The following is a 23017-nucleotide window of genomic DNA, read 5'->3' as shown; positions in this document are numbered from 1 at the left end:
GGACGAAGGTGACGGAGGGTTAGGCAATGCTGGAGACATTGAAGGCGCGGGCCGAGGCGCTGGAAAGCGGGCGCGAAAATGCGGTGCAGATGGTGCGCCGGGCGCTGGATCGCATCCGCGATCCGCAGGGGGAGGGCGAGCGCGCCTTCGTCACGGTGCATGCCGAGCAGGCGTTGGCCGCTGCCGCCGCCCATGACGGATTGCGCGCTGCGGGCGCCGCACCGTCGCCCTATGCCGGCATCCCGATCTCGGTGAAGGATCTGTTCGACCTCAAGGGCGAGCCGACTCCGGCCGGCTCCACGGCTCATGCCGATTCCGCCCCGGCGAAACAGGATGCGCCGGCGATTGCCCGGCTGAAGGCGGCGGGTTTCGTCGTCGTCGGCCGCACCAACATGACCGAATTCGCCTTTTCCGGCCTCGGCCTCAATCCGCATTATGGTACGCCCTCCAGCCCTTGGGACCGGGCGGCGCGGCGCATTCCCGGCGGCTCGTCCTCCGGGGCCGGCGTTTCCGTCGCCGACGGCATGGCGGCAGCCGGCATCGGCTCGGATACCGGCGGTTCCTGCCGCATTCCGGCAGCGCTTTGCGGCACGGTCGGTTACAAGCCGACGGCCGGCTCCGTTTCCCGTGAAGGTGTGGTGCCGCTGTCGATGACGCTGGATTCCATCGGCTCGATGGCGCCGAGCGTCGATTGCTGCCGCATCGTCCATGAGGTCATGAGCGGGCAGGCGCTCCCGGCCATGCCGGCGCGCGACATTGCGGGCCTGCGCCTCGCCGTGCCGCAGACCGTCGCCTTCGACGATATCGAGCCCTATGTCGCCGAACTGTTCGAACGGCGGCTGAAGCAACTCGAAGCGGCCGGCGCGCGCATCACCGTGCTGCCGCTCAAGGAATTTGCCGAGGTTGCCTCGATCAATGCCAAGGGCGGTTTCGCGCCGCCGGAGGCGCTCGCCTGGCATCGCAAGCTGATCGCCGAGCGCGGCAGCGAATATGACGGCCGGGTGCTGAAGCGCATCATGCGCGGGCAGGAGCAGAGTGCGGCCGATTACGTCGAACTGATCGGCCGGCGCGCGGATTTCATTCGCCGCATCGAGGCCGTCATCGCCCCCTTCGATGCAGTGGTCATGCCGACCGTGCCGATGATCGCGCCGCGCATCGCGGATCTGGAGGCCGACGAGGATCTGTTCACCCGCGTCAACATGACCATGCTGCGCAATCCGACGCTGATCAACGTCATGGATGGCTGCTCGATCTCGCTGCCGATGCACGTATCAGGCGAAGCGCCGGCCGGGCTGATGCTCTCCGCCGCCGGCGGCCACGACGCCGCCCTGTTCGCGACAGCCGAAGCCGTCGAGACAGCGCTCGCCGCCTGATTGAAGACAAACTGGCCCACATACTCTTCGTCATGCTCGGCCTTGTGCCGAGCATCTACAAACGTTGAATTTTTTGGATGCGCCGGCAGATGCTTGGGACGAGCCCGAGCATGACGAAAGAGAGGGTATTGGGCCTTGTCGGCGTCTGACTTATTCCGTCCAGACGGCGACATCGACCGGCGCCAGCATGCGCCCGCCGACATGGAAGACAGCATCGGGCCCAGCCGGCACTTCGGCCGGGCCTTTGCCGTAGTTGAAGGCGAAGCGCAGCGCGCCGCGACGGGCGAGGCGCAGGTCGCCGAGATCGGGCAGGCGCGCGACGCCGGCCCAGTCGAGCGCATCGCCGATCACCTTCATCAGGAAATCGCCTTGCGCGCCGGCGGCGAGATAACGCGCCTTGTCATTGCCGACCAGCGCCGGCGCGCCGTCGCGGTAATCGCCGGAGAAGCGGGCGAGCACCGTTTCCGGACTGCGGATGGTTTCGCGCCAAACGCGGGAGGCGTGCATCTCGTTACCGTAAAGTACGGTTTCGCTGTGGAATTCGGGCAGGGATTCCACCCGTGTCACCTTGAGGTCGATGAGGTCCGCCAGTGGGCCGGGCGGCAAATCGGCAGGAATATGCATCTCCACCGTCTTGCTGCCGCTACGCGGGCCGAACAGGGCCTTTGCCTTGCTCCGCTTCAGCTTGGCGACGAAGGCGGCGTCGGCGATCAGCAGGTCGGGGGCCAGCACCAGCGCGTAGGCGTCGAGATCGGAATGCTGACCGACGATGTCGACATCGACGCCAAGGCGCGACAGGGCGGCATACCAGTCGAGCGCGATGGCGGTCGCCTGGTAGCTGCGGCCTTGCGGCAGAGCGCGGCTTGCCCAGCGCGAGGGATAGTCGACCACCAGCGCCACCTTGGCCGCCTCGCGGCGCTCGCCCTTCGGCAGGCGGTCGACTTCGGCGATCACCTGCGCCACTTCGAGATGGCCCTGATCCGGCTCGCCATTCGGCAGCAGCAGGGCGGCGTGGAACTGCTCCTGCGCAGAATGGATCTGCCGCCAGCGGAAATAGGAGACCATGTCGACGCCATGGGAATAGGCGAGCCAGGTCCACAGCCGCACCATGCCATCGGCCGGCGCCTGGTTGTGGGAGGCCCAGTTGACCGGCCCCGGCTGCTGTTCCATCACCCACACCCGGCCGCGCCCGACGGCGCGGTAGAGATCATGGTAAAAGGCCGTCTGGTCGGGGTCGCCGGTGCGCAGATAGCGCTCCTTGTCCGCCTCCGACAGCCGGCCGTTGATCAGCCCGCCCATGGGATAGACGTCCCAGGAGGCGATATCGATGTCTTCGCCGACCTCGTAATGGTCGAAATCGAAGTTGTTGGCCATGAAATTATGGGTCACCGGCCGGCCGGGCGCATGGCAGCGCAGGATATCGACCTGCGTGCGGTTGAAGTTTTTCACCTGGTCGGAGGAGAAGCGGATGAAATCGACCAGATGCGTCGGGCTCGGCTCCTCGACGAGATTGTTCGGCAAATCGATCTCGTCGAACGTGCCGTAGCGCATCGACCAAAAATTCGTGCCCCACGCGGTATTCAATGCCTCGATGGAGCCGTAACGCTCGGCGAGCCACAGGCGGAAGGCGCGCTCGGCCTCATTCGAATAGCTGTAGATGGTATCGTGGTCGCCATATTCGTTGTCGGTCTGCCAGGCATGCACAAAGGGATGCGCGCCGTAACGCGCCGCCATCGCCTCGACGATGCGGGCGGCTTCGCGGGCGTAACTGCGGCTGGAAAAGCAATAGTGCCGGCGAGCGCCGAATTTGCGCACTATGCCGTTTTCGCCGACCGGCAGGATATCGGGATATAGGTCGACCAGCCATTTCGGCGGCGCGGCGGTCGGCGTGCCCAAAATGACTTTCAGCCCGGCGCGGCCGAGCACGTCGATGGCCTCGTCCAGCCATTCCCAGCGAAGCTCGCCCGGACGCGGCTCCATATGCGCCCAGGCGAATTCGCCGATGCGCACCCAGGCGAGGCCCAACTCTTTCATGCGGCGGGCATCGTCTTCCCATTTTTCGCGCGGCCATTGCTCCGGGTAATAGCAGACGCCGAGTTCCAGCCGGTCGCTTTGCGTTGTGTCGGGCTGAAAGGGGATCGGGGCAGTCATGGCATTCCTTTGTTTTGTCTGAATTTCATCGATCCGGCACCAGCCGATCGTCGCAACGCTCGATCAGGTCGGGCATCAACAGGGTTTGCAGTGCCTCGGGCGGCTCGCCCTCCATGCGCCGCAGGATGGTGGTGCCGAGCAGGCTGCTCGGCTCGCCGATCGGCAGGAAGAAAGTGGTGATCGGCGGCACGAAATACTGGCTGACATTCAGATCGTCTGTCGCATTGATGACCGCATCGCGGCCATGCACCAGCCCGCGCGCATGAAAGCCGGACATGGCGCCTAACGCTGCCGCTTCATTGGCGCAGATATAGGCGGTCGGCGGATCGGCAAGCGCCGACATGGCAAGCACGCTTTCGCGGCCGAAGGCCGGCGTCAGGTGGCCATGGGCGATCAGCACCGGATCGAAGTTCAGTCCCGCCACTTCCAGCGCCATGCGATAGGCATCCAGCCGGGTGATGGCATAGCTGAGATCGGCCATCGGATTGAGAAGCGCGATGCGGCGATGGCCGCGCGCCACGAGACGAGCCATGGAGACACGGATCATCTGCTCGTTATCGGCATCGACGAAGGCGTGGGGGGCATTGTGGATCGTCGTGCCATAGGTGACGAAGGGAAAATCCGCCTCCTGCATCAGCCGGATGCGCGGATCGTCGGCGCGCGTGCCGGAAAAGATGATGCCGTCCGCCTTCTTCAGCGTGACGATCTGCTTGATCGTGGCGAGGCTCTCCTCGAAATTGCGCACGGCATAGAGCGAGACGCGGTAGGGGCTGTCTTCCAGCGCCCAGGTAATGCCGCTGAGAAGCTGGGCGTATTCGACGCCTTCCCATTCGTTCTGCCGCGGGCCGGGGGCGGGCATGATCGCCGCCACCTGATAGGTCTTGCCGGTGCGCAACTGCACGCCATGCATGTTGAGTTCATACCCGATGCGTTCGGCCGCCGCCAGCACGAGGCTGCGCGTTTCCGGGCGCACCTGCGGCGAGTTGTTCAGCGCCTTGGAGACGGTGGCGATGGAAAGCCCGGTCTCCTGCGCGATGGTCTTGATCGTCGGTCTCTGCATCTGCTCGCTCACCACGCTACCCGTTGCCCGTCATAGGCGTGGAAACTGCCGCTGTCAGCCAGGCTTGCGCCGTCGAGAATGCGTTTGATGCCGGCGGCGCTGTCTTCCACCGTCACCACCGCTTCGTCGCCGCCCATGTCGGTGCGCACCCAGCCGGGATGCAGCGACAGGACGGCGATGCCGTCGCGGCGGAAATCCCGCGCCAGCAGCACCGTCGCCATGTTCAGCGCCGCCTTGGAGCAGCGGTAGGCATAATCGCCGTCATCGTCGTCGATGATGCCTTCCGCGAGCGAGCCGGCGCGGCTAGAGATATTGGCGAGAATGCGCGCTTTTCCGGCCAGCAGATTGCCGTGCAGGGCACGGGCTATCAGCAGCGGCGCCAGCGCATTGACGGTCATCACCTCGGAAAAATTCTCCGGTTCCAGTGTCGAAAGCCCGCCGGTATCGCCGCGAATGCCGGCATTGTTAATGACGAGGTCGATGGCGACGCCTTGCAGGTTTTCGCCGAGCGCCGCGATGGAGGCGGGGTCGGCGACATCGAGCAGCACAGCTTCGCCCGGCCCATCATGGTGGGTGGGATCGCGCAGCGCGCAGAGCACCTGCCAGCCTTTGGCGGCATAAAGCGCTGCGAGCGCCTTGCCGAGGCCGCGCCCGGCCCCGGTGATCAGCACGGTTTCAGCGGTGTTTGACGTCATATCTGCGCTCGACCATGTTGACGAGGCTCGCCGCCGCCAGCGTCAGGAAGATGTAGAAGATCGCCGCCGAATTATAGGGCGCAAACGGCAGGAAGCTGGCCGACTGGAATTCGCGCATCCGCTGGGTGATGTCGCGGATCGACAGGATCGACAGCAGCGAGGTGTCCTTGAGGATGGCGATCAGCTCGTTGCCGAGCGGCGGAATGACGATGCGGAAGGCCTGCGGCAGGATAACCAGCCGGGCGGTCTGCCAGCGGTTGAGGCCGATGCTCTTGGCCGCCTCGATCTGGCCGACCGGGATGGCATTGATGCCGGAGCGGAAGATTTCCGCCAGATAGGCCGAATAGGCGAGCGCCATGGCGACGATGCCGCGCATGATGTTCGGCGGATCGAGCACGCCCTGCGTCGCGTCCTTCAACGCGCCGCTAAGCGGCAGGCCGACATAAAGGACGATCACCAGCATGGGGATGCCGCGGATCGTATCGACCACCAGCTCCGAGCCCACGGCCAGCGGATGGCGATAATGCAGGAAACCGCCGAAGGTCAACAACCCGAGCACGATGGCGAGCACGGCGACGGTAATGCCGGCGGCGCGGTCGCGGTCGTTCAGCGCCTCGACCTTCCAGAGCACCGGCATGTCGGCCGGGGCAGAGGCGGCGGGCAGCAGCGCGCCGCTGACGCCCTCGTTCCTGGCGATCGAGGCCAGCGCCTCGGTCGGCCCGACGAAGGTGCGCACCGGCGTTTCCGTTTCCGGCGCGCCCTCGTATTGGCCGAAACGCACGCCGCTGACGAAGCTGGCCGGGGTGTTGGTGACGATGCCGATCTTGCCTTGCAGCGTCCCGGCCAGCACATAGGTATCCTTCGGCTGCATCAGGAACCAGCCGGCGGCAAGCGCCAGCAGCAGCGTTGCGGCGGCGAAATAGCTGGTCGTGCGGGTGCTGGCGCGCAGTTGCAGCAACCCGACCCAGACGAGGCCGAGCGCCGCCGCCAGCAGATAGGCGGCAATGGCCGCGCGCACCGTGGTCGCGACGCCGGAGGCGAAGGCGAGATGGGCGAAGAACAGGACGAAGACCAGCCCGACGCCATTGATGCCGCCGAGAATCCAGCGGCCGGCGCGGCGCAACGGCCCGGCATCCTCGCCCTCGGCTGGACGGCCGGCGAAGAACAGCGCGAGGCCGACAAGGCTGAGCACCAGATAGGCGGGAAACAGCCAGCCTTCGACGCCGCGCAGCATCAGGTCGGCTGCTTCGGTCAACTGGCGCGGGGTGACGCCCTTGACGATCAGATCCGACTTGAACGCATCGACGCCATTGGCAAGCACCGAGGCGACAAAGGGATGGACGAGTTCCTTCCACAGCAGGGCAAGGGCGCCGAGGATATTCACCACGGCTGCGACCGGCAGCCAATGCGGCTTGCGACCCTTGGCGCTGGCAAAGGTCGGCACGGCAAAGCCGGCGGTAAAGGCGACGAGCATCAGCAGAAAGCCGGGCACGAAGGCCGAGGAGCCGTTTTCGACGCCGAGGATCGCCTTCAGCGAGCGCTGGTAATCGCCCGAGGATGCGAAGAGATAGACGATAAAGGGCAGCGCGGTCAGGAGAATCAGATTGCTGGGACGCACGCTTCTCAAAAACGACATCCATCCCTCCGGGAATATTTTGGGAGATCAATCGAGGGAAGCACAAAGGGCAACACTCGGAGAAAAGGGTAGGCAGGTGCCTTGGGGCAGGCCGCTTCCGCCGCTCCCTTCTCCCCTCGGGGAGAAGGTGGCCCGAAGGGCCGGATGAGAGGGTGAGCGAAACGAAGGGGTTTTCTTGCCTGCGGCATCCCCCTCATCCCGCTGCCGCGACCTTCTCCCCGAGGGGAGAAGGGGTTTCGCGGCGACGGCCTCATCCTTATGCAGTGGCCCTACCGAGCAGGCTTACTTCAGGCCCCAATACTTATCGACCAGCTTGGCCATCGTGCCGTCGTCCTTGATCGCCTTCAGGCCTTCGTTGAAGGCGGCGACGTTTTCGTCGCCCTTGCGGAAGACGAGGCCGAGCGGGTCGGATTCCAGATCCTTGATCGCCACCACCAGTTCGCCGGCGAATTCGCGCTCATAGGCGGCGGCATTGGCGCCGTTGATGACGACGCCGTCGACGTCCTTGTTCTTCAGCGCGATGATCGCGGCGCTGAAGCTGTCATAGGCGACGACGTTTTCCTTGCCGACCACCTTTTCGGCGACCTGCGCATCGGTGGTGTTGGCCTGGGCCGAGAGTTTCTTGCCATGCGCCTTGAAATCGGCAAGCGAAACGCCCTGATCGGCGGCGCGCATCAGCACGGCCTGGCTGTTGACGATGTAGGGATCGGAGAAATCCATCGCCTTCTTGCGCTCGTCGGTGATCGAGACGCCGGAGGCGACAAGATCGAAGCTGCCCTGGTCGAGCGCGGCAAAAATACCGTCCCAGCCGGTGGTGACGAATTCGGCCTGGCAGTTGATCTTGGCGCAGACGGCGTTGACGACGTCGACATCGAAGCCGACGATCTGGCCGGTGGCGGTATCGACGCTTTCCATCGGCGGCGAGGTCGTGTCGGAGCCGACCTTGAGCAGCTTGCCGCCGAGATCGGCCGCATAGGCCGCGCTGGACATCAGCGCCGAAAGCGCGAGCGTGACGATGAGTTTTTTCATGCTTCTCCTCCTCTGCATGGCGAATGCAAGCCGGCTTCCTCCCGAAGTCGCCTGATCTTATAAAAGAGGTATCAGCCAATAAAAACGTTTTCAAGATAAAATATAAACGTTTTTATTTCCGATTGCAGATTCTCGCCCGGGAGTGTGACAGAATGAAAAAGATCAGGGTTTGACGCGGTCCGGGTGAGCGTCTGCAAAGGCCGGCAGTGCGGTGCAGCGGGCGTCGATGTCGATGATACGGTCGAGGCCGGTAAGATCGGCGCCCCAGCGGCGGGCATTGTAGACCTGCGGCACAAGGCAGAGATCGGCCATACCCGGTCTGTCGCCATGGCAGAAGGGGCCGTCCGACGATGCCAGCATCGCCTCCAGGTTACGCAGGCCATCGGCGATGAAATGCCGCATCCAGTCTTCCCGCGTTTGCGGATCGCCGGTCAGTTCCACGACATGGGCGGCGACATGCATGTTGCAGACGGGGTGGATTTCCATGGCGACGGCATAACTCAGCGCCCGCACCCGCTGCCGCCCGAGGATATCGGCGGGCAGCAGCCCGCAATCGGGATGCCGCTCGGCCAGATATTCGACGATTGCCAGCGATTGCGTCAGCACGGCGCCGTCGAGGACGAGCGTCGGGACCAGCCCTTGCGGGTTGATCGCCAGGTAATCCGGCCGGCGATGCTCGCCGGCCGTGAGGTCGATTGCCCTCCGATCATGGTCGATGCCGGCAAGCCCGAGCGCGATGCGCACCCGGTAGCTCGCCGAAGACCGCCAGTAACCGTAAAGCAGCGGCCGGTCCATCATTCCTCCGCGACAGCGGGCGCGGCGACGTTCTGCTCGATGGCGCCGAAGATCGAATGGCCGGCGCGGTCCTTCATCTCGATGCGCACCTGGTCGCCGAACTTCAGGAACGGGGTTTTCGCAGCACCCCTCTCGATGGTTTCGACGGTGCGGATCTCGGCGATGCAGGAATAGCCGTCTCCGCCCTCCGACACCGGCTTGCCGGGGCCGCCGTCACGCTTGTTCGAGACCGTGCCGGAGCCGATGATCGTGCCGGCGGCCAGCGCCCGGGTTTTCGCCGCATGGGCGACGAGCTGGCCGAAATCGAAGGTCATGTCAACGCCGGCATTGGCCTTGCCGAAGGCCTTGCCGTTGATCGAGACCAGCAGCGGCAGGTGCAGCTTGCCGCCATCCCAGGCGTCGCCCAGCTCTTCCGGCGTCACCGCCACCGGCGAGAAGGCGGAGGCCGGTTTCGACTGGAAGAACCCGAAACCCTTGGCCAGTTCGTCGGGGATGAGGCCGCGCAGCGACACGTCGTTGACCAGCATCACCAGCCGGATGGCCTTGCGCGCCGTCTCGACGTCGCAGCCCATCGGCACGTCGCCGGTGATGACGGCGACTTCGCCTTCGAGATCGATGCCATAGGCCTCGTCGGCGACGATGATCGCATCGCGCGGACCGAGAAAGGCATCGGAGCCGCCCTGATACATCAGCGGATCGGTCCAGAAGCTCTCGGGCATCTCGGCATTGCGCGCCTTGCGCACCAGTTCGACGTGGTTCACATAGGCTGACCCATCAGCCCATTGATAGGCGCGCGGCAGCGGCGAGGCGGCGTCATGCTCGTGGAAGCGCCGCGTCGGCTGGCCGCCGGTCTCGATGCCCTCGGCGATCAGCGCCAGGCGCGGGCCGACATGCTCCCAATCGTCGAGCGCTGCCTGCAGCGTGCGGGCGATATGGCCGACTTCGGAATAAAGCGTCAGGTCACGGGAGACGACGACCAGGCGACCGTCCCGTGTGGAGTCCTTCAGGGTTGCAAGCTTCATGAATTTCGATTCCGCCTCGGAGGGTTCTTATCCGTTTATTTAATACCGGGCGTGCCGTCGAAGCGACGTTCGAGACCCTCCCAGCAGTCGAGATAGTCGTCCTGCAGGGTTTCCAGCTCGGCCGCATATCTCGTCAATTGCTGAGGATAGCGAGTCTCGAACATGAACGCCATGGTGTGATCGAGCTTGACGGGTTTCAACTCTGCATTCGCTGCCTTTTCGAAGCCGGCGGCATCCGGCCCATGCGGCAGCATCATGTTGTGCAGGCTCATGCCGCCGGGCACGAAACCCTGCTCCTTGGCGTCATACTGGCCATGGATCAGGCCCATGAATTCGCTCATGATGTTGCGGTGATACCAGGGCGGGCGGAAGGTATGCTCGGCCACCATCCAGCGCGGCGGAAAGATCACGAAATCGACATTGGCGGTGCCCGCTTCCTCGGTCGGCGCGGTCAGCACCGTGAAGATCGACGGATCGGGATGGTCGAACAGAATGGCGCCGACCGGCGAGAAGGTGCGCAGATCGTATTTGAACGGCGCGTAATTGCCGTGCCAGGCGACGACATCGAGCGGTGAATGGCCGATCTCGGTGACATAGAACTTGCCGCACCATTTGACATGCACGCGGCAGGGCGTTTCCTTGTCTTCATAGGCGGCGACCGGCGTCTTGAAATCGCGGGGATTGGCCAGGCAATTGGCGCCGATGGGCCCGCGATCCGGCATGGTGAACTTGGCGCCGTAATTCTCGCAGATATAGCCGCGCCAGCCGTCCGCCTCGCCCAGTCGCGTCACCTTGAACATCATGCCGCGCGGGATGAGACAGATCTCGTTCGGCTCGACATCCATAATGCCCATTTCGGTGAATACCCGGATGGCGCCGACCTGCGGCACGACCAGCAACTCGCCATCGGCATCGAAGAAGTAGTCGTCGATCATGTCGGCATTGAAGGCATAGGCGTGCGCCGCCATGCCGACCTGGGTCATGACATCGCCGGCCGCCGTCATGGTGCGGATGCCCTCGATGAAATTCACCGGCGCTTCGGGCATCGGGATCGGATCCCAGCGCAACTGCCCGAGCGGTAGCGAATGCTCGTCGAGGCAGGGCGCGGATTTCCAGAAGGGATAGGCCGCATGGGCGAAACGGCGGGTATGGCGCACGCTGGGGCGGATGCGATAGAGCCAGGAGCGCTCGTTGGTGCCGCGCGGGGCGGTGAAGGGCGAGCCGGAAAGCTGCTCGGCATAAAGCCCGTAATTGCATTTCTGCGGGCTGTTCTGCCCCTGCGGCAGGGCGCCGGGCAGGGACTCCGTCTCGAAGTCATTGCCGAAGCCCGGCATATAGGCAAGGCCGTTGTGTGTTGTCGCAAGGCGCTCGCGTTCCGAAACCGTCTGGTCCATGTCCATTCTCCTCCCCAATATGTGCGGCGGCCCGCCGGGCGGGCCGCCGGATGCAATCAGATCATTCCGCCGCCGTGCTGATGACGCCGCGCTTGATCTGGTCGGCCTCGATCGACTCGAACAAGGCGCGGAAATTGCCCTCGCCAAAGCCTTCATCCCCCTTGCGCTGGATGAACTCGAAGAAGATCGGGCCGATCACCGTCTTCGAGAAGATCTGTAGCAGGATCTTGGTCATGCCGCCATTCACCACGCCTTCGCCGTCGATGAGGATGCCATGCTTTTTCATCCTGTCGATGGGTTCGTCATGGCCGTTCACGCGCTGGGATGACATGTCGTAATAGGTGTCCGGCGGGCCGGGCATGAATTTCAGGCCGTTCCCGGCGAGACGGTCGGTGGCCTCGTAGATGCCATCCGTGCCGACGGCGATGTGCTGGATACCTTCGCCCTTGTATTTCTTCAAAAATTCCTCGATCTGGCTGGTGTCGTCCTTGGATTCGTTCAGCGGAATGCGGATCTTGCCGCAGGGCGAGGTGATCGCCCGGCTGACGAGGCCTGTGATGCGCCCGTCAATGTCGAAGAAATGGATCTGCTTGAAGTTGAACAGGTTGCGGTAGAAATCCCACCACTTGTCCATGTTGCCGCGATAGACATTGTGGGTCAGGTGGTCGAGATAATAGAAGCCGACGCCTCCCGGCTTCGGGTCGCGCACGCCGAGCCAGTCGAATTCGGCATCATAGGCCGAGCCCCGGGCGCTGTAGCGGTCGACGAAATAGAGCAGCGAACCGCCGATGCCGACAATCGCCGGCACATCCAGCGTCTTGTCCGCGCCCTCATAGGGCACCGCGCCTTGCGCCACCGCATGCTCAAACGCATGGGCGGCATCGACGACGCGCCAGGCCATCGACGGCGCGCAGGGACCGTGCTCGCCGACGAAACGGGTGGCGTGGCTACCAGGTTCGGCATTCAGGATGTAGTTGATATCGCCTTGACGCCAGAGGGTAATGTCTTTCGTCTTATGCTGTGCGACCGGCGCATAGCCCATGCGGGCAAAAAGCTCGCGCAGCTTTTCCGGCTCGGGATGGGCGAATTCGACGAATTCGAAGCCATCGGTGCCGGCCGGGTTGTCTTGGGTGATCTCGGACACCGGAGCGTCGTGCGGAAACGGACCCATATTCTCCTCCATGCGTTTGAAGCACACAGTATTGCGCCGTTTCGCCGCAATGTGCTTGCATTCTGGAGAGGTATGGCTAAATTATTGCATGGATCATGCGCGTTTGTAGGAAATCATGCAGTGAATGAACCGCTCGACAGTTTCGACCGGCGACTGCTGCAGGAGCTGCAGAAGGACGGACGGCTGACCAACAACGAACTCGGCGACCGCATCGCGCTCTCGCCGTCGCAATGCTCACGGCGGCGCATGCGGCTGGAGGCGGAAGGTTATATTCGCGGCTACCAAGCCAATCTGGATCGTGAAAAACTCGGCCTCGACATGCTGGTGGTGATCTCGGTAACGCTCGCCACCCATAACCGCGACAATGCGCAGCGCTTCTCGCAGCTCATCAACGGATTGCCGGAGGTGCTGGAGGCCTATGCGCTGACCGGCGAGATGGACTATCACCTGAAGGTGGCGACGCGCGGGTTGACCGGGTTGTCGCGCTTCGTCAACGACGTGCTGCTGCCGCACGAATCCGTGCAGCATGTAAAGACGGCCATCGTTCTGGACACGTTGAAGAACTTTGAAGGACTGCCGGTCTGAGGATCAGGCCGCAGTCTTTTTGCGCAGTGCCGAAATCACCGTTTTGCTCAGGATGACGGCCATGACGAGCACGATCAGCAGCACGGAGATTGCGGCAATTGCCGGGTCGATATTGTCGCGCAGGCCCATCCACATCATGCGCGGCAGCGTCACCGCATTGACCGAGGTGATGAACAGCGTCACGCCGATTTCTTCCCAGGAGAGCACGAAGGCGAGGAAGGCGGCGGTCATCACCCCGAAGCGGATGTTCGGCAGGATGACGCGGAAGATGCGCGTGCCGATGCCGGCGCCGAAACCGCGCGCCGCCAGATCGATGCGGCGATCCACCTGCGACAGCGACACCAGCACCAGCACCACCGCATAGGGCGCGATCATCACGGCATGGGCGAGCGCCACGCCGAGCACGGTGTCGTAGCCGATCCAGTCGTTGAGCTTCGACAGCGAGGTCAGGAAGAAATACAGCGTGATGGCCGAGACCACCGGCGGCGCGACCATTGGCGCCAGCACAAAGCCGATGAGCACGCTGGCGAAGACCGGCCGGAACATCCAGATACCGAGCGCGAAGGCCAGCGACAGGGCCGTGGCGATGAAGGAACTAAGCACCGCGATGCGGATGCTGAGCCAGGCCGCCTGCCACCAGGCGGGATCGTTGACCAGCGTTTCGTAATGCCTGAGCGACCAGTTGCCGTTCGGCATCGACAGGAAGCGGGCCGGCGTGAAGGAGACCGGGATGACCGCCAGCAGAGGCATCAGCAGGAAGATGGCGATGAAGGCGCCGAGGATAATGGCCAGCGCTCCGGGCTTATACATGGTGTCCCCCCTCACTTCAGCATGGCGCCCGGCCGGGCGAAGCGCATCAGCAGCGCCAGCAGCAGGCCGACGATGACCATCATGACGACGCTGATCGCCGCGCCCAGGCCCCAGTCCGGCGACTGGAAAATTCGAAGATAAATCAGTTCCGCCGCCATGACCGAGCGGCCACCGCCGAGGATCGCCGGCGTGATGAAGAAGCCGAGCGAGAAGACGAAGGTGAGGGTCGCGGCTCCCAGCACGCCCGGCATGGTCATCGGCAGATAGATCTGCCAGAAGGTGCGGGCGGGCGTCGCCCCCATGCCGCGCGCAGCCAGCAGCACGCGTTCGTCGATGTTGCGCATCGAGGAGGCAATCGGGAAGACGGCGAACGGAATGAGGAAATGCACCATGCCGAGCACGACGCCGAATTCGTTGCGCACCAGCGTCAGCGGCTCGGTGATGATGCCGGCCTGCATCAGCCATGTGTTGATGACGCCGCGATTGGACAGCAGCGCCACCCAGCCGAAGGCGCGGGTCAGCACTGAAATCCAGAAGGGAATGAGGATGCACAGCTCGGCAAACAGCCGCACCGGCGCCGATCCGCGAATCCACAGATAGGTGATGAGATAGGCGCCCGCGACCGAAAGCGCTGTGACGATCAGGCAGATGCGGAAGGTGCGCAGGAAAACGGAGACGACCAGCGGATCGGTCGCCGCGTTGACGTAATTCTGCACGCCCGGCTCCGGCAACGTGAAGCTCCACTGCATGACGCCGAGGAATGGCACGACATAGGCCGCCGCCAGAAAGAGCATCAGCGGCCCGATAAGCAAAACGGGTCTGAAGGCCTTGGACATCGCGCTCCCTCGAAGGTCATGACTTCATGTTCTGGCGGGGCCGGCTCCGCTCGGAGGAACGGCGCCGGCCCCGTTTCCTCCCCCTGACGTGGGAGGAAACCGTGCGGAAACGGTCTGGCGATCAGGCCGAGATGAGCTTGGTATAGGCGTCGAGGGCGGCGCCGTAATTGGTCTCATACCAGGCCATGTCGAGCGCGATCTGCTTCTTCATGTTTTCCGGATCGACCGGATTGAGGCGCTTTTTGTCGGCCGGAACCAGCGCATCCGCCGCCGGGTTGGCCGGGCCCTGGCCGAGCATGTCGAACATGACGAGCTGCTTTTGCGGATCCTGCGCGGAAGCGATGAACTTCATCGCATTGTCCTTGCCGCCTGGATTGCCCTTCAGCACCGCCATGGCGCCGGGCGAGATCAGGCCCTGGTCCCAGACGAACTTGATCTGGTCGCCGGAATCCTGCTCGATCAGGCTGGCGCGGGTCGACCAGATCAGAGCCATGGAGGCTTCGCCGTTGAGCAGCACCGACTGGCTTTCCGAACCGCCGCCCCAATAGGAGACGACGTTGTCCTTGAACGCGGCGATCTTCTTGTGGGCGCGGTCGAGGTCGAGCGGATAAAGCTTGTCCGGGGCAACGCCGTCGGCGAGCAGCGCGGCTTCCCACATGCCGACGCCCCACTTGTAGAGCGAGCGCTTGCCGGGGAATTTCTCGACATCGAAGAAGTCGGCCATGCCGGTCGGCACCTTGTCGCCGAACTTCGAGGAATCATAGGCGATGATATAGGAGAAGAAATAGCTGGAGGCGGCATATTCCCAGCCGAAGCCGGGGCGCATCTTGCTCTTGTCGACGATCTTGTAATCGATCGGCTCCATCAGGCCCTTCTTGCCGAGTGCTTCGGCGGAGAAGGGATCGGCATCGACGAGATCCCAGCTCGGCTTGCCGCTTTTCACCTGGGCCTCGATGGCGCCTTCGGTCGGGCCCGAGCCGTCCTGCTTCACCGCGATGCCGGTTTCCTTCTGGAAGGCCTGGCCATAGGCCGCATCATAGGCCTTGCCGGCGTCGCCGCCCCAGTTGACGAAGACGAGTTCGTTGGCGGCGGCCATCGCGCCCTTGGCCTTCAGCGCCAGCGGCGCGCCGGCCAGCAGGAGGGCGGCGATCTGGGTGAAACGGCGGCGCGAGATCTCGCCGCGCGTCATCTTGTCGGACAAAATTTCAAGGCATTGCTTTTCGAACGTGTCACTCATGTTGTTCACCTCTGTTTATGGTTCTTGGAGCTCCGGCCGCGCGCCGCGGCCGAAAATGCTTAGAGAAAATAGCCGCGCTCGACGGCGAAACCGGCATAGGCGGTCGCGCCTTCGGCGAAGGCGGCGGGAACGGTGTGGGTCGGCAATTCCGCGACCACGCGCTCACCCTTGGCGGTTATCGCCTCGATGCGGGTGATCTTGCCGAGATAGGTCATGGAGCGAATGGTCACCGGCAGGCAATTGCTGGCGTTCGCCCGTTCGCAGCCGAGCGTCACATATTCGGGGCGGACGGCGATGGTGGCGCTTTTCGCGCCAGCCTCGCGCCCGAGTCTGAGCGTCTGATCACCGTAGCGCGCAAGGAAGCCATCGCTTTCCTGAGAGGCGTTTTCGATCGACAACAGATTGATTTCGCCCAGGAATTCAGCAACGAAACGGTTGGCCGGCTTGTCGTAGATATCACGCGGGCTCGCCACCTGCTGCAGCTGCCCCTGGTTGAAGATGGCGATGCGGGTCGACAGCGCCAAAGCCTCTTCCTGATCGTGGGTAACGAAAACGAAGGTGGTGCCGGTCTCCTTGTGCAGGCGGCGCATTTCGTCCTGCATCGAGCCGCGCAGGTTCTTGTCGAGCGCCGAGAAAGGTTCGTCGAGCAGCAGCACCGAAGGTTCGAAGGCAAGGGCGCGGGCCAGCGCCACGCGCTGCTGCTGGCCGCCGGACAGGCCGGAGGGATGCTTCTTCTCATGGCCGCGCAGGCCGACCGTGTCGATCATCTGGTTGACGCGGGCCTTGATCTCGCTGGGGCTGCGACCCTGAACCTGCAGGGGAAAGGCGATGTTCTTCTCGACAGTCATGTGCGGGAAGAGGGCATAGCCCTGGAACACCATGCCGAAGCCGCGCTTTTCGGCCGGCAGGCGTGTGATGTCGTCGCCGTCGCGGGTGAGCGTGCCGGAACTAGCGCCGGTGAAGCCGGACAGAATCATCAGGAAGGTGGTCTTTCCCGATCCCGATGGGCCGAGCAAGGTCAGGAATTCGCCGCGACCAATGGTCAGGTCGACATTGTCGAGCGCTTTGAAATCCCCATAGGTCTTGCCGATGCCGCGAGCGACAAGCTCCGCCGCGTGTCTGTCCTTGCCCATCACTGCTCCCTTTTTTCAGGAAGGGTAAAGACGTGGCTCCGGCGGCGCAATCGAAATATTTTCGCGACGTCGACAAATATGATTCACCGAAGGCCGGCTGACGGCGCTATATTGCGCCCTGGATGCGGCTGCTCTTTTCCGAATAGAAAATACACGCCGCTTTTCCGGAGAATTCAGTCTTCGGTTTTCCGAACCTCGTGCTTCAGCCAGGTGCAGAAGGCGGCGACCGCCTCGTTGCGTGCCCGCCCCTCCGAAACGACGAGGTAGTAGGTGCTGGCCGGACGAATGCCGACATCGAACAGGCGCACGAGATGCCCCATCTCCATCGCCTGCCGGCTGATGAACTCATCGCCCATCGCCACGCCTTGCGCCGCGACCGAGGCCGAATAGACGAGGTTCATGTCCGAAAGCACGACGCCGGTCTGCGCCAGTTTCGGATCGAGTCCGGCATTGCGAAACCAGGTTTCCCAATCGGTATAGTCGACGAGATGCAGCAGCCGCAGCTTCAGCACATCGGCGGGCTCCAGCATCGCCGCGCCCTTGTTGACGAGCACGGGGCTGCACAGCGGCGTGAATTCGACATCGACGAGCTGTTCCACCAGCATATCAGGCCAATGGCCGTTGCCGAAGGCGATGAACACGTCGACATCCGGGTTCGACACGTCGTCGAGCCGCCCCGGCGTGGTGATCGACAGGCGCACATCCGGATGCGCATCCTGGAACAGGCCGATCTGCGGGCAAAGCCAGCTCGCGGCGAAACCCGGTGAGCTGGAAACATGAACACGCCCGGCAATGCCGCGTGTGCTGTGGCGCGCCGCCGAGCCGGCGATGGTCGAGAGCGCGCGGCGCACGTCCAGCGCATAACCCATGCCCTGCTCGGTCAGTTCGACACGGGTGCCGATGCGATTGAGAAGCTGGAAGCCGAGATCGCGCTCCAGAAGACGCAATTGATGGCTGACGGCCGAGCGTGTCAGGTTCAATTCGTCGGCGGCTTTCCAGACCGAGCCGTGGCGAGCGAAGCTTTCCAGCGCGCGCAGCGCCTGCGTCGAGGGTATGCGGGTCATGCAATTTTCTCCGGCGATTGCCCGAGCCTAGCCAAAGCCTCCGCGATGGTGAACCAAATTTGCGGTCGCTCCGAAAATATTTCACTTTTTCAAATCGGAAAGTTGCGGTCTAGTAAGGCGGCATAACAGACGGAGCGCCCGTCGAAACGCCGCTGCATCAAGCGATATCAAAGGTTTGGGTGCCGCAATCCGCGACCCGCCGCGTTTCGCCCGATCAGGGCAGGGCCATATCCGCCCCGGAGGGACCATGACCGAAACCGCCGCACAAGCGCACGCCATTGCTCATATCGACACCCACGCGCGGGAGCTTTCCGCATGGACGTCGACCATCTTCGATTTCGGCGAGACCGCCTGGCGCGAATACCGCTCGGCCGAATGGTATGTGAAGACGCTGCGCGACAACGGCTTCTCCGTCGAAGAAGGTTCCGCCGGAATGCCGACGGCCTTCGCCGCGCATTGGTCGAACAATGGGGGAGGGCCTTCGCTCGGCCTCTACGCCGAATACGATGCCGTGCCCGGCAATTGCCAGGCGGCGGCGACCGTGCAGAAGCCGCGCGACGGCCTCAGCGTTCATGCCGGTGGCCATACCGATCCGCATTCCGGCCTCGGCACCGCCGGGCTCGGCGCATTGCTGGCGATCAAGTCGGCGATGGAACGCCACGGCATTCCCGGCACGCTGCGCTTCACGGGCGAGCCGGCGGAGAAGGTGCGCGGTTCAAAGCCGATCCATGCCGCCAAGGGCTATTACGACGGGCTGGACGCCATCCTGTCCTTCCACCCGTTCTACATGCTGCCGATGTGCAATACCGTGCGTCTGGAGACCCATTGCGGCGCGGCCTATTCGATGATCTACCGCTTCATCTGCGACGAGCCGGAACGCTGGGGACGTTCGGACGGCGCGCCGATCCCGCAGGCGCATTCGGCCGTGCGGGCGCCCGGCGCCAACGACGCGCTGATGATGATGTACATGTCGTCGAAGGCGCTGCGCGATTCCATGCTGCCGCATCAGGGCGGCTGGTCGATCAGTGAGGCGATCCTGACCGCGGGCCAGGCGACCGCCGACAACCTGCCGGCCGGCCTTGCAGAGATCCAGTACATGATGCGCATGCCGACCATCGAGATGGCCGAGCAGGTGACAGCCGTGCTCGACCGCAATGCGGAAGCCGCCGCCCGCATGGCCGGCTGCCGTTTCGAGCGTCATTGGGTGTGCAAGTCGCGCCCCGGTCTTGCGAACACGGCGCTGGCGAAAACCGTGTGGCAGTCGATCCAGACCATCGGGCATCCGCGCTGGCCGGAGGAAGCGCGCGCCATCGCCCGCGAAATCCAGAAGAATTGCGGGCTGGAGCCGATGGACAATCCGTTCCTGGCCGAGTGCGAACAATTGATGGACCCGGACGAGGCGGAGGCGATCCTGCGCCGCGACCTTCCTCCGTCGCAGACCCATTCGACCTCGGACGATTATACCGATATGAGCTGGCAGGCGCCGCTCGCCCGCTTCTACATTGCCCGACCGACGCTGGCCGGCCCGGCCGGGTTCCGCTATCCCGCCTGGGTGATGAATGCACTCGGCGGCATTCCGCAAACCATCGATCCGATGGTGACGACGGCCGCCAAGGTGCTCGCCCATGCCGGCCTGCGCATCCTGCAGGATGCCGATGCCCGCAAGGCGGCGCGCGCCGAATTCGACGAGCGCACCGGTGGCGGCATCGGCGGTGCGCGCTGGATTGCGCCGCTGTGCGATTACGACCCGCCCATCCACTTCCGCTGGCCGGAATATGTCGAGACGGCTCGCGGCCGCGACTGGTGGATCCCTTCTTCCCAACGCTAAGGACAAAACAATGAGCGCCTTCGACGAACCTTTCTCCCTGCAGCGCCGCAATCTTTCCGGCAACACCCAGCGGCTCGCCAATTGGGGTTTCGCCAACGAAACCGACAGGCTGACCGACGTGTTGCTCGGTTCGCCGGCCTATCTGATGCATCGGGCGACCAGCTCGCTGTCGCGCAAGCACCTGCGCGAAAATCCCTGCAACATCCAGGTGGCGCAGGCCCAGCACAAGGAACTGGTCTCGGCCTACGAACATTTCGGCGTGCGCATCCACTGGCACGAACCGTCGCCGGAACTGACCATGCAGGTCTATTCGCGCGACTCCTCGGTCATGACGCCTTATGGCGCGATCATCACCGCCATGGCGCAGTGGTGGCGTCGCGGCGAAAACTATGCCGCCATCCGCACCTATGAGAAGCTTGGCATCCCGATCTACGACATGGTGACCGCCGGCACCTTCGAAGGCGGCGACTTCAACGTCATCGAGGACGGCGTCGTGCTGATCGGCTGCGGCGGCGCCCGCACGCAAGAAGAGGGCGCTCGCCAGGTACAGGACTGGTTCGACAGGGAAGGCTGGGAGACCAAGCTCGCCTTCATCGACGAGTATTACGTGCATATCGACCTGATGGTCGTGCCGATCGCCGAGAAGCTGACCGCCGTGTGCCTCGAATGCACCGATCCCGGCATCGTCACCTGGCTGAAGGACAAGGGCCACGAAATCGTCGACGTGCCCTTCCAGGACACGATGGCGCTCGGCTGCAACTTCATGTCGCTCGGCAATGACCGCATCATCGCCCCGACCGCCAGCAAGACGCTGATCGAAAAGCTGAAGGCGCGAGGATTCGAAGTCGCCGCCGTCGATACCGGCGAGATTTCCAAGACCGGCGGTGGCATCCATTGCATGGCCCAGGCCCTGCGCCGCGAAGCAGCTTGACTTTAAAGTATTGTCCGATGCCGAAGCGGTCATGCTTCGGTTGGAAATGCTTCGGAAGAGGCGAGTGCAGGCTCGCCTCTTCCTGTCACATCAGGCAAAGCCGCTCCCATTCGGCAAGCGTCCACAGAATTTCCAGCGAATCCGACAGACGCGGCGCCGGGCGCGACGGCTGTGTGAGCCCGGCTGCGAGGCAGGATTCGACGGTGCGCAGTTGATAGTCGAAGGCATCGCCATCCGCCTCGACCACGATCTCCTCGATTGTGCCGTCATGATCGCGGATGTCGAGAACCGAGCGTCCCGCCGCCGGCAGCCAGGGATTGGTCCGAAATCTCAGGGTCGCTCTTTCCCCATGCACGGCAAAATCGTGGCTCAGGCCATAACCGTCGCTGCATTGCAGGCTGGCGAGAACGCCGTTCGAGAACCGCACGGCCAGCGCCGCATCGACGAGATTTCCGGTTTCCGGCTGGATATTGCCGAGGCCCGTCAGGTGCCGGAAGGCGAAATCCTGTGGCCCGCACGCGGCCTGAACGACAAAATGCAGCAACGAGACCGGATAGCAGCCGAGATTGTAGAGCGTGCCGCGCCCGCCCGGATTGGCGACGCGCCAGATATCGGCGGCATAAAAGCCGGTGACGGCGCGTAAGGGTCCGAGCCGGCCGGAGGCGAGGACGCTGCCCAGCCGCGCGATCAGCGGATGATGGAGATACATCAGCCCTTCCATGAAGAAGATGCCGCTCTCCTCCACCGCGCTCGCCAGGGCCTGCGCATCGCCCATGCCGGTGGTCAGCGATTTTTCGCAGAGCACCGGCTTGCCGGCCTTTGCGGCGGCGATCACCGCCTCATGGTGGATATGGTTCGGCAGCCCGATATAGACCGCATCCACGTCTGCATCTTCCAGCAGCGCCGCGATATCGCGATAGGTCCTGGCGGCGCCATGTCGGGCGGCGAATGCGGCCAGCCGGGCCGCATCGCGGCCCATGACCGCCTCGATGCGGGAAACCGGGCTCTTTGCGATCGCGGCGGCCATGGTATCGGAAATAAAACTCGTGCCCAGAATGCCCCAGCGTAGCATGGATTGGACCTCAGCGATTGAGATCGAGGAAGGCGCTGGCGATCCTGCGGTCGATGTCTGCCGGCACCGGGATGAGGCAGGATTCGCGCCCAAGCGTCCGACCCGCCACCCGCTCCAGGCAGCGCGCCTGCATCGCGAAGCCGAGATCCATCGCCTCGATGCTGTTGCCGAGCGGGCGCGGGCCGGCGAGATTGGCCATGTGGCCGGCTGCCAGCAGATGGATGCGGCGCCCGTCCGAGAGAGACAATGTCTCGATCACGTCTTCCGGCGAGACCGCCAGGGAGACGACGGCGGGATCGGCCAGCAGCCCGTCGCGGTCGATCTCATGCGGAAAATGGCCGCCATTCATCAGGATGACGCCGTCTTTCAGCAATGGCAGGTCGGCGGCGGTGACGATGCCGGGATAACCGGTGACGGTGACGATCACATCGGCAGCGCGCAGCGCATCGTTACGATGCGGCGTCGAAAACCCGTCGAGATGGGCCTCCAGCGTGGTTACCGGATCGATATCGACGACGCTGACGGCGCTGTATCCGTGGCGAAAGCAGGCTGCCGTTCCCTTGCCGCAGGCGCCATAGCCAAGGACGAGCACGCGCTTGCCGTTGGTGGAGCGATTGGTGAACCGCAAAAAGCTTTCGAACAGGCTCTGGCCGACGCCATGGCGGTTTTCCGCAAATTGCTTGATCGGGCTGTCGTTGATGACCAGCACCGGCCGCGCCAACTCACCACGCAGCGGCGTCAACCGTGTGCGGCCGGACGTGGTTTCCTCCGTGCCGCCGATCAGATTGTCATAGGGACGTTCGAGGAAACGGGCGAAGAGATCGCCGCCATTGTCGAGCAGCAGGTCGGGCTTTTCGTCGAGCAACGCATCGATGAAGCCGTGATGGGCGCCGGCGTCGCGCGTCTGTTCGCCAATGATGGCGATGCCGTTTTCGGTCAGGAAAGCGGCCGTCGCCGGCTGGGTGCTGTTGAGATTGCCGGTCGCGACGAGACGCGCGCCGCCAGCCTTCAAGGTCATGAGCAGGGCAGCGGTTTTCGGCTCCAGATGGATGGCGGTGCCGATGGTCAGGCCGGCAAAGGGCCGCGTCTCGGCAAACTCCGCCGCAATGTTCTTCAGCAGGCGGCAGCCCGACGCCACCCAGTCTATGCGCGAAAATTGCTGTTCCTGCTGCATGGTTCTTGCCTCCGGCCTCAT

General features: G+C 63.8%; 20 protein-coding genes. 4 read left to right on the top strand and 16 right to left on the bottom strand.

Annotation, left to right across the window (positions count from 1 at the left end):
• The first annotated feature begins 26 nt into the window (after window positions 1-26).
• Window positions 27-1373: an amidase gene (locus P7F60_RS26395; protein WP_277920625.1), complete on the top strand. Its 1347-nt coding sequence runs from the start codon at window positions 27-29 to the stop codon at window positions 1371-1373.
• Window positions 1374-1523: 150 nt separating this feature from the next.
• Here the strand turns inward: P7F60_RS26395 and P7F60_RS26390 are convergent, their stop codons facing one another.
• The 9 genes from P7F60_RS26390 to hppD form a co-directional block, all read right to left on the bottom strand.
• On the bottom strand, window positions 1524-3524 hold the full coding sequence (locus P7F60_RS26390) for a beta-galactosidase (RefSeq protein WP_277920624.1): 2001 nt from the start codon (window positions 3522-3524) through the stop codon (window positions 1524-1526).
• Between the two features lie 25 nt (window positions 3525-3549).
• Complete coding sequence (locus P7F60_RS26385; RefSeq protein WP_277920623.1) at window positions 3550-4584, bottom strand: LacI family DNA-binding transcriptional regulator; 1035 nt, start codon at window positions 4582-4584, stop codon at window positions 3550-3552.
• A gap of 8 nt (window positions 4585-4592) precedes the next feature.
• Window positions 4593-5255 (bottom strand): SDR family oxidoreductase, encoded by a 663-nt coding sequence (locus tag P7F60_RS26380; RefSeq protein WP_347276901.1) that lies wholly within the window; start codon window positions 5253-5255, stop codon window positions 4593-4595.
• A gap of 4 nt (window positions 5256-5259) precedes the next feature.
• The gene (locus P7F60_RS26375; protein ID WP_277920621.1) at window positions 5260-6915 is read right to left on the bottom strand and encodes an amino acid ABC transporter permease; all 1656 of its coding nucleotides are present in this window, start codon (window positions 6913-6915) and stop codon (window positions 5260-5262) included.
• A 282-nt stretch (window positions 6916-7197) separates the two neighbouring features.
• Window positions 7198-7944, bottom strand: coding sequence for a transporter substrate-binding domain-containing protein (locus tag P7F60_RS26370; protein WP_277920620.1), 747 nt, complete (start codon window positions 7942-7944; stop codon window positions 7198-7200).
• Window positions 7945-8106: 162 nt separating this feature from the next.
• The gene (gene maiA, locus P7F60_RS26365) at window positions 8107-8739 is read right to left on the bottom strand and encodes a maleylacetoacetate isomerase (RefSeq protein ID WP_277920619.1); all 633 of its coding nucleotides are present in this window, start codon (window positions 8737-8739) and stop codon (window positions 8107-8109) included.
• Entirely contained in the window at window positions 8739-9761 is a 1023-nt protein-coding gene (locus tag P7F60_RS26360; protein ID WP_277920618.1) for a fumarylacetoacetate hydrolase family protein, read from the bottom strand. The genes maiA and P7F60_RS26360 overlap by 1 nt, the downstream gene beginning before the upstream one ends.
• A gap of 35 nt (window positions 9762-9796) precedes the next feature.
• Complete coding sequence (hmgA, locus tag P7F60_RS26355; RefSeq protein ID WP_277920617.1) at window positions 9797-11155, bottom strand: homogentisate 1,2-dioxygenase; 1359 nt, start codon at window positions 11153-11155, stop codon at window positions 9797-9799.
• Between the two features lie 61 nt (window positions 11156-11216).
• Complete coding sequence (gene hppD, locus P7F60_RS26350; protein ID WP_277920616.1) at window positions 11217-12326, bottom strand: 4-hydroxyphenylpyruvate dioxygenase; 1110 nt, start codon at window positions 12324-12326, stop codon at window positions 11217-11219.
• A gap of 120 nt (window positions 12327-12446) precedes the next feature.
• On the opposite strand from hppD, the gene P7F60_RS26345 reads away from it, so the two are divergent.
• Window positions 12447-12911 carry an Lrp/AsnC family transcriptional regulator gene (locus P7F60_RS26345; protein WP_277920615.1) on the top strand — a complete coding sequence of 155 codons (465 nt, stop codon included), beginning with the start codon at window positions 12447-12449 and terminating at the stop codon, window positions 12909-12911.
• Between the two features lie 3 nt (window positions 12912-12914).
• Here the strand turns inward: P7F60_RS26345 and P7F60_RS26340 are convergent, their stop codons facing one another.
• The 5 genes from P7F60_RS26340 to P7F60_RS26320 form a co-directional block, all read right to left on the bottom strand.
• Window positions 12915-13721 carry an ABC transporter permease gene (locus tag P7F60_RS26340; protein WP_277920614.1) on the bottom strand — a complete coding sequence of 269 codons (807 nt, stop codon included), beginning with the start codon at window positions 13719-13721 and terminating at the stop codon, window positions 12915-12917.
• Between the two features lie 11 nt (window positions 13722-13732).
• The gene (locus P7F60_RS26335) at window positions 13733-14557 is read right to left on the bottom strand and encodes an ABC transporter permease (protein WP_277920613.1); all 825 of its coding nucleotides are present in this window, start codon (window positions 14555-14557) and stop codon (window positions 13733-13735) included.
• A gap of 121 nt (window positions 14558-14678) precedes the next feature.
• Window positions 14679-15794: an ABC transporter substrate-binding protein gene (locus tag P7F60_RS26330; RefSeq protein ID WP_277920612.1), complete on the bottom strand. Its 1116-nt coding sequence runs from the start codon at window positions 15792-15794 to the stop codon at window positions 14679-14681.
• Window positions 15795-15853: 59 nt separating this feature from the next.
• Complete coding sequence (locus tag P7F60_RS26325; protein WP_277920611.1) at window positions 15854-16927, bottom strand: ABC transporter ATP-binding protein; 1074 nt, start codon at window positions 16925-16927, stop codon at window positions 15854-15856.
• 173 nt (window positions 16928-17100) lie between these two features.
• Complete coding sequence (locus P7F60_RS26320; protein ID WP_277920610.1) at window positions 17101-17991, bottom strand: LysR substrate-binding domain-containing protein; 891 nt, start codon at window positions 17989-17991, stop codon at window positions 17101-17103.
• A 247-nt stretch (window positions 17992-18238) separates the two neighbouring features.
• Here P7F60_RS26320 and P7F60_RS26315 point away from each other — a divergent pair, with 247 nt between their 5' ends.
• Window positions 18239-19819 (top strand): amidohydrolase, encoded by a 1581-nt coding sequence (locus tag P7F60_RS26315; protein WP_277920609.1) that lies wholly within the window; start codon window positions 18239-18241, stop codon window positions 19817-19819.
• Window positions 19820-19829: 10 nt separating this feature from the next.
• Window positions 19830-20750, top strand: a complete 921-nt coding sequence (locus tag P7F60_RS26310; protein ID WP_277920608.1) for a dimethylarginine dimethylaminohydrolase family protein — start codon at window positions 19830-19832, stop codon at window positions 20748-20750.
• 85 nt (window positions 20751-20835) lie between these two features.
• On the opposite strand, the gene P7F60_RS26305 is transcribed toward P7F60_RS26310, so the two are convergent.
• Window positions 20836-21822, bottom strand: coding sequence for a Gfo/Idh/MocA family oxidoreductase (locus tag P7F60_RS26305; RefSeq protein ID WP_277920607.1), 987 nt, complete (start codon window positions 21820-21822; stop codon window positions 20836-20838).
• Window positions 21823-21832: 10 nt separating this feature from the next.
• Window positions 21833-22996 carry an adenosylhomocysteinase gene (locus P7F60_RS26300; protein WP_277920606.1) on the bottom strand — a complete coding sequence of 388 codons (1164 nt, stop codon included), beginning with the start codon at window positions 22994-22996 and terminating at the stop codon, window positions 21833-21835.
• Window positions 22997-23017: the final 21 nt, after the last annotated feature.

This window comes from Rhizobium sp. YJ-22 (assembly GCF_029601685.1).
Taxonomy (GTDB): domain Bacteria; phylum Pseudomonadota; class Alphaproteobacteria; order Rhizobiales; family Rhizobiaceae; genus Metarhizobium.
The sequence above is the reverse complement of the archived record's forward strand: the minus strand, read 5'-3'. Positions and strand labels throughout refer to the sequence as shown.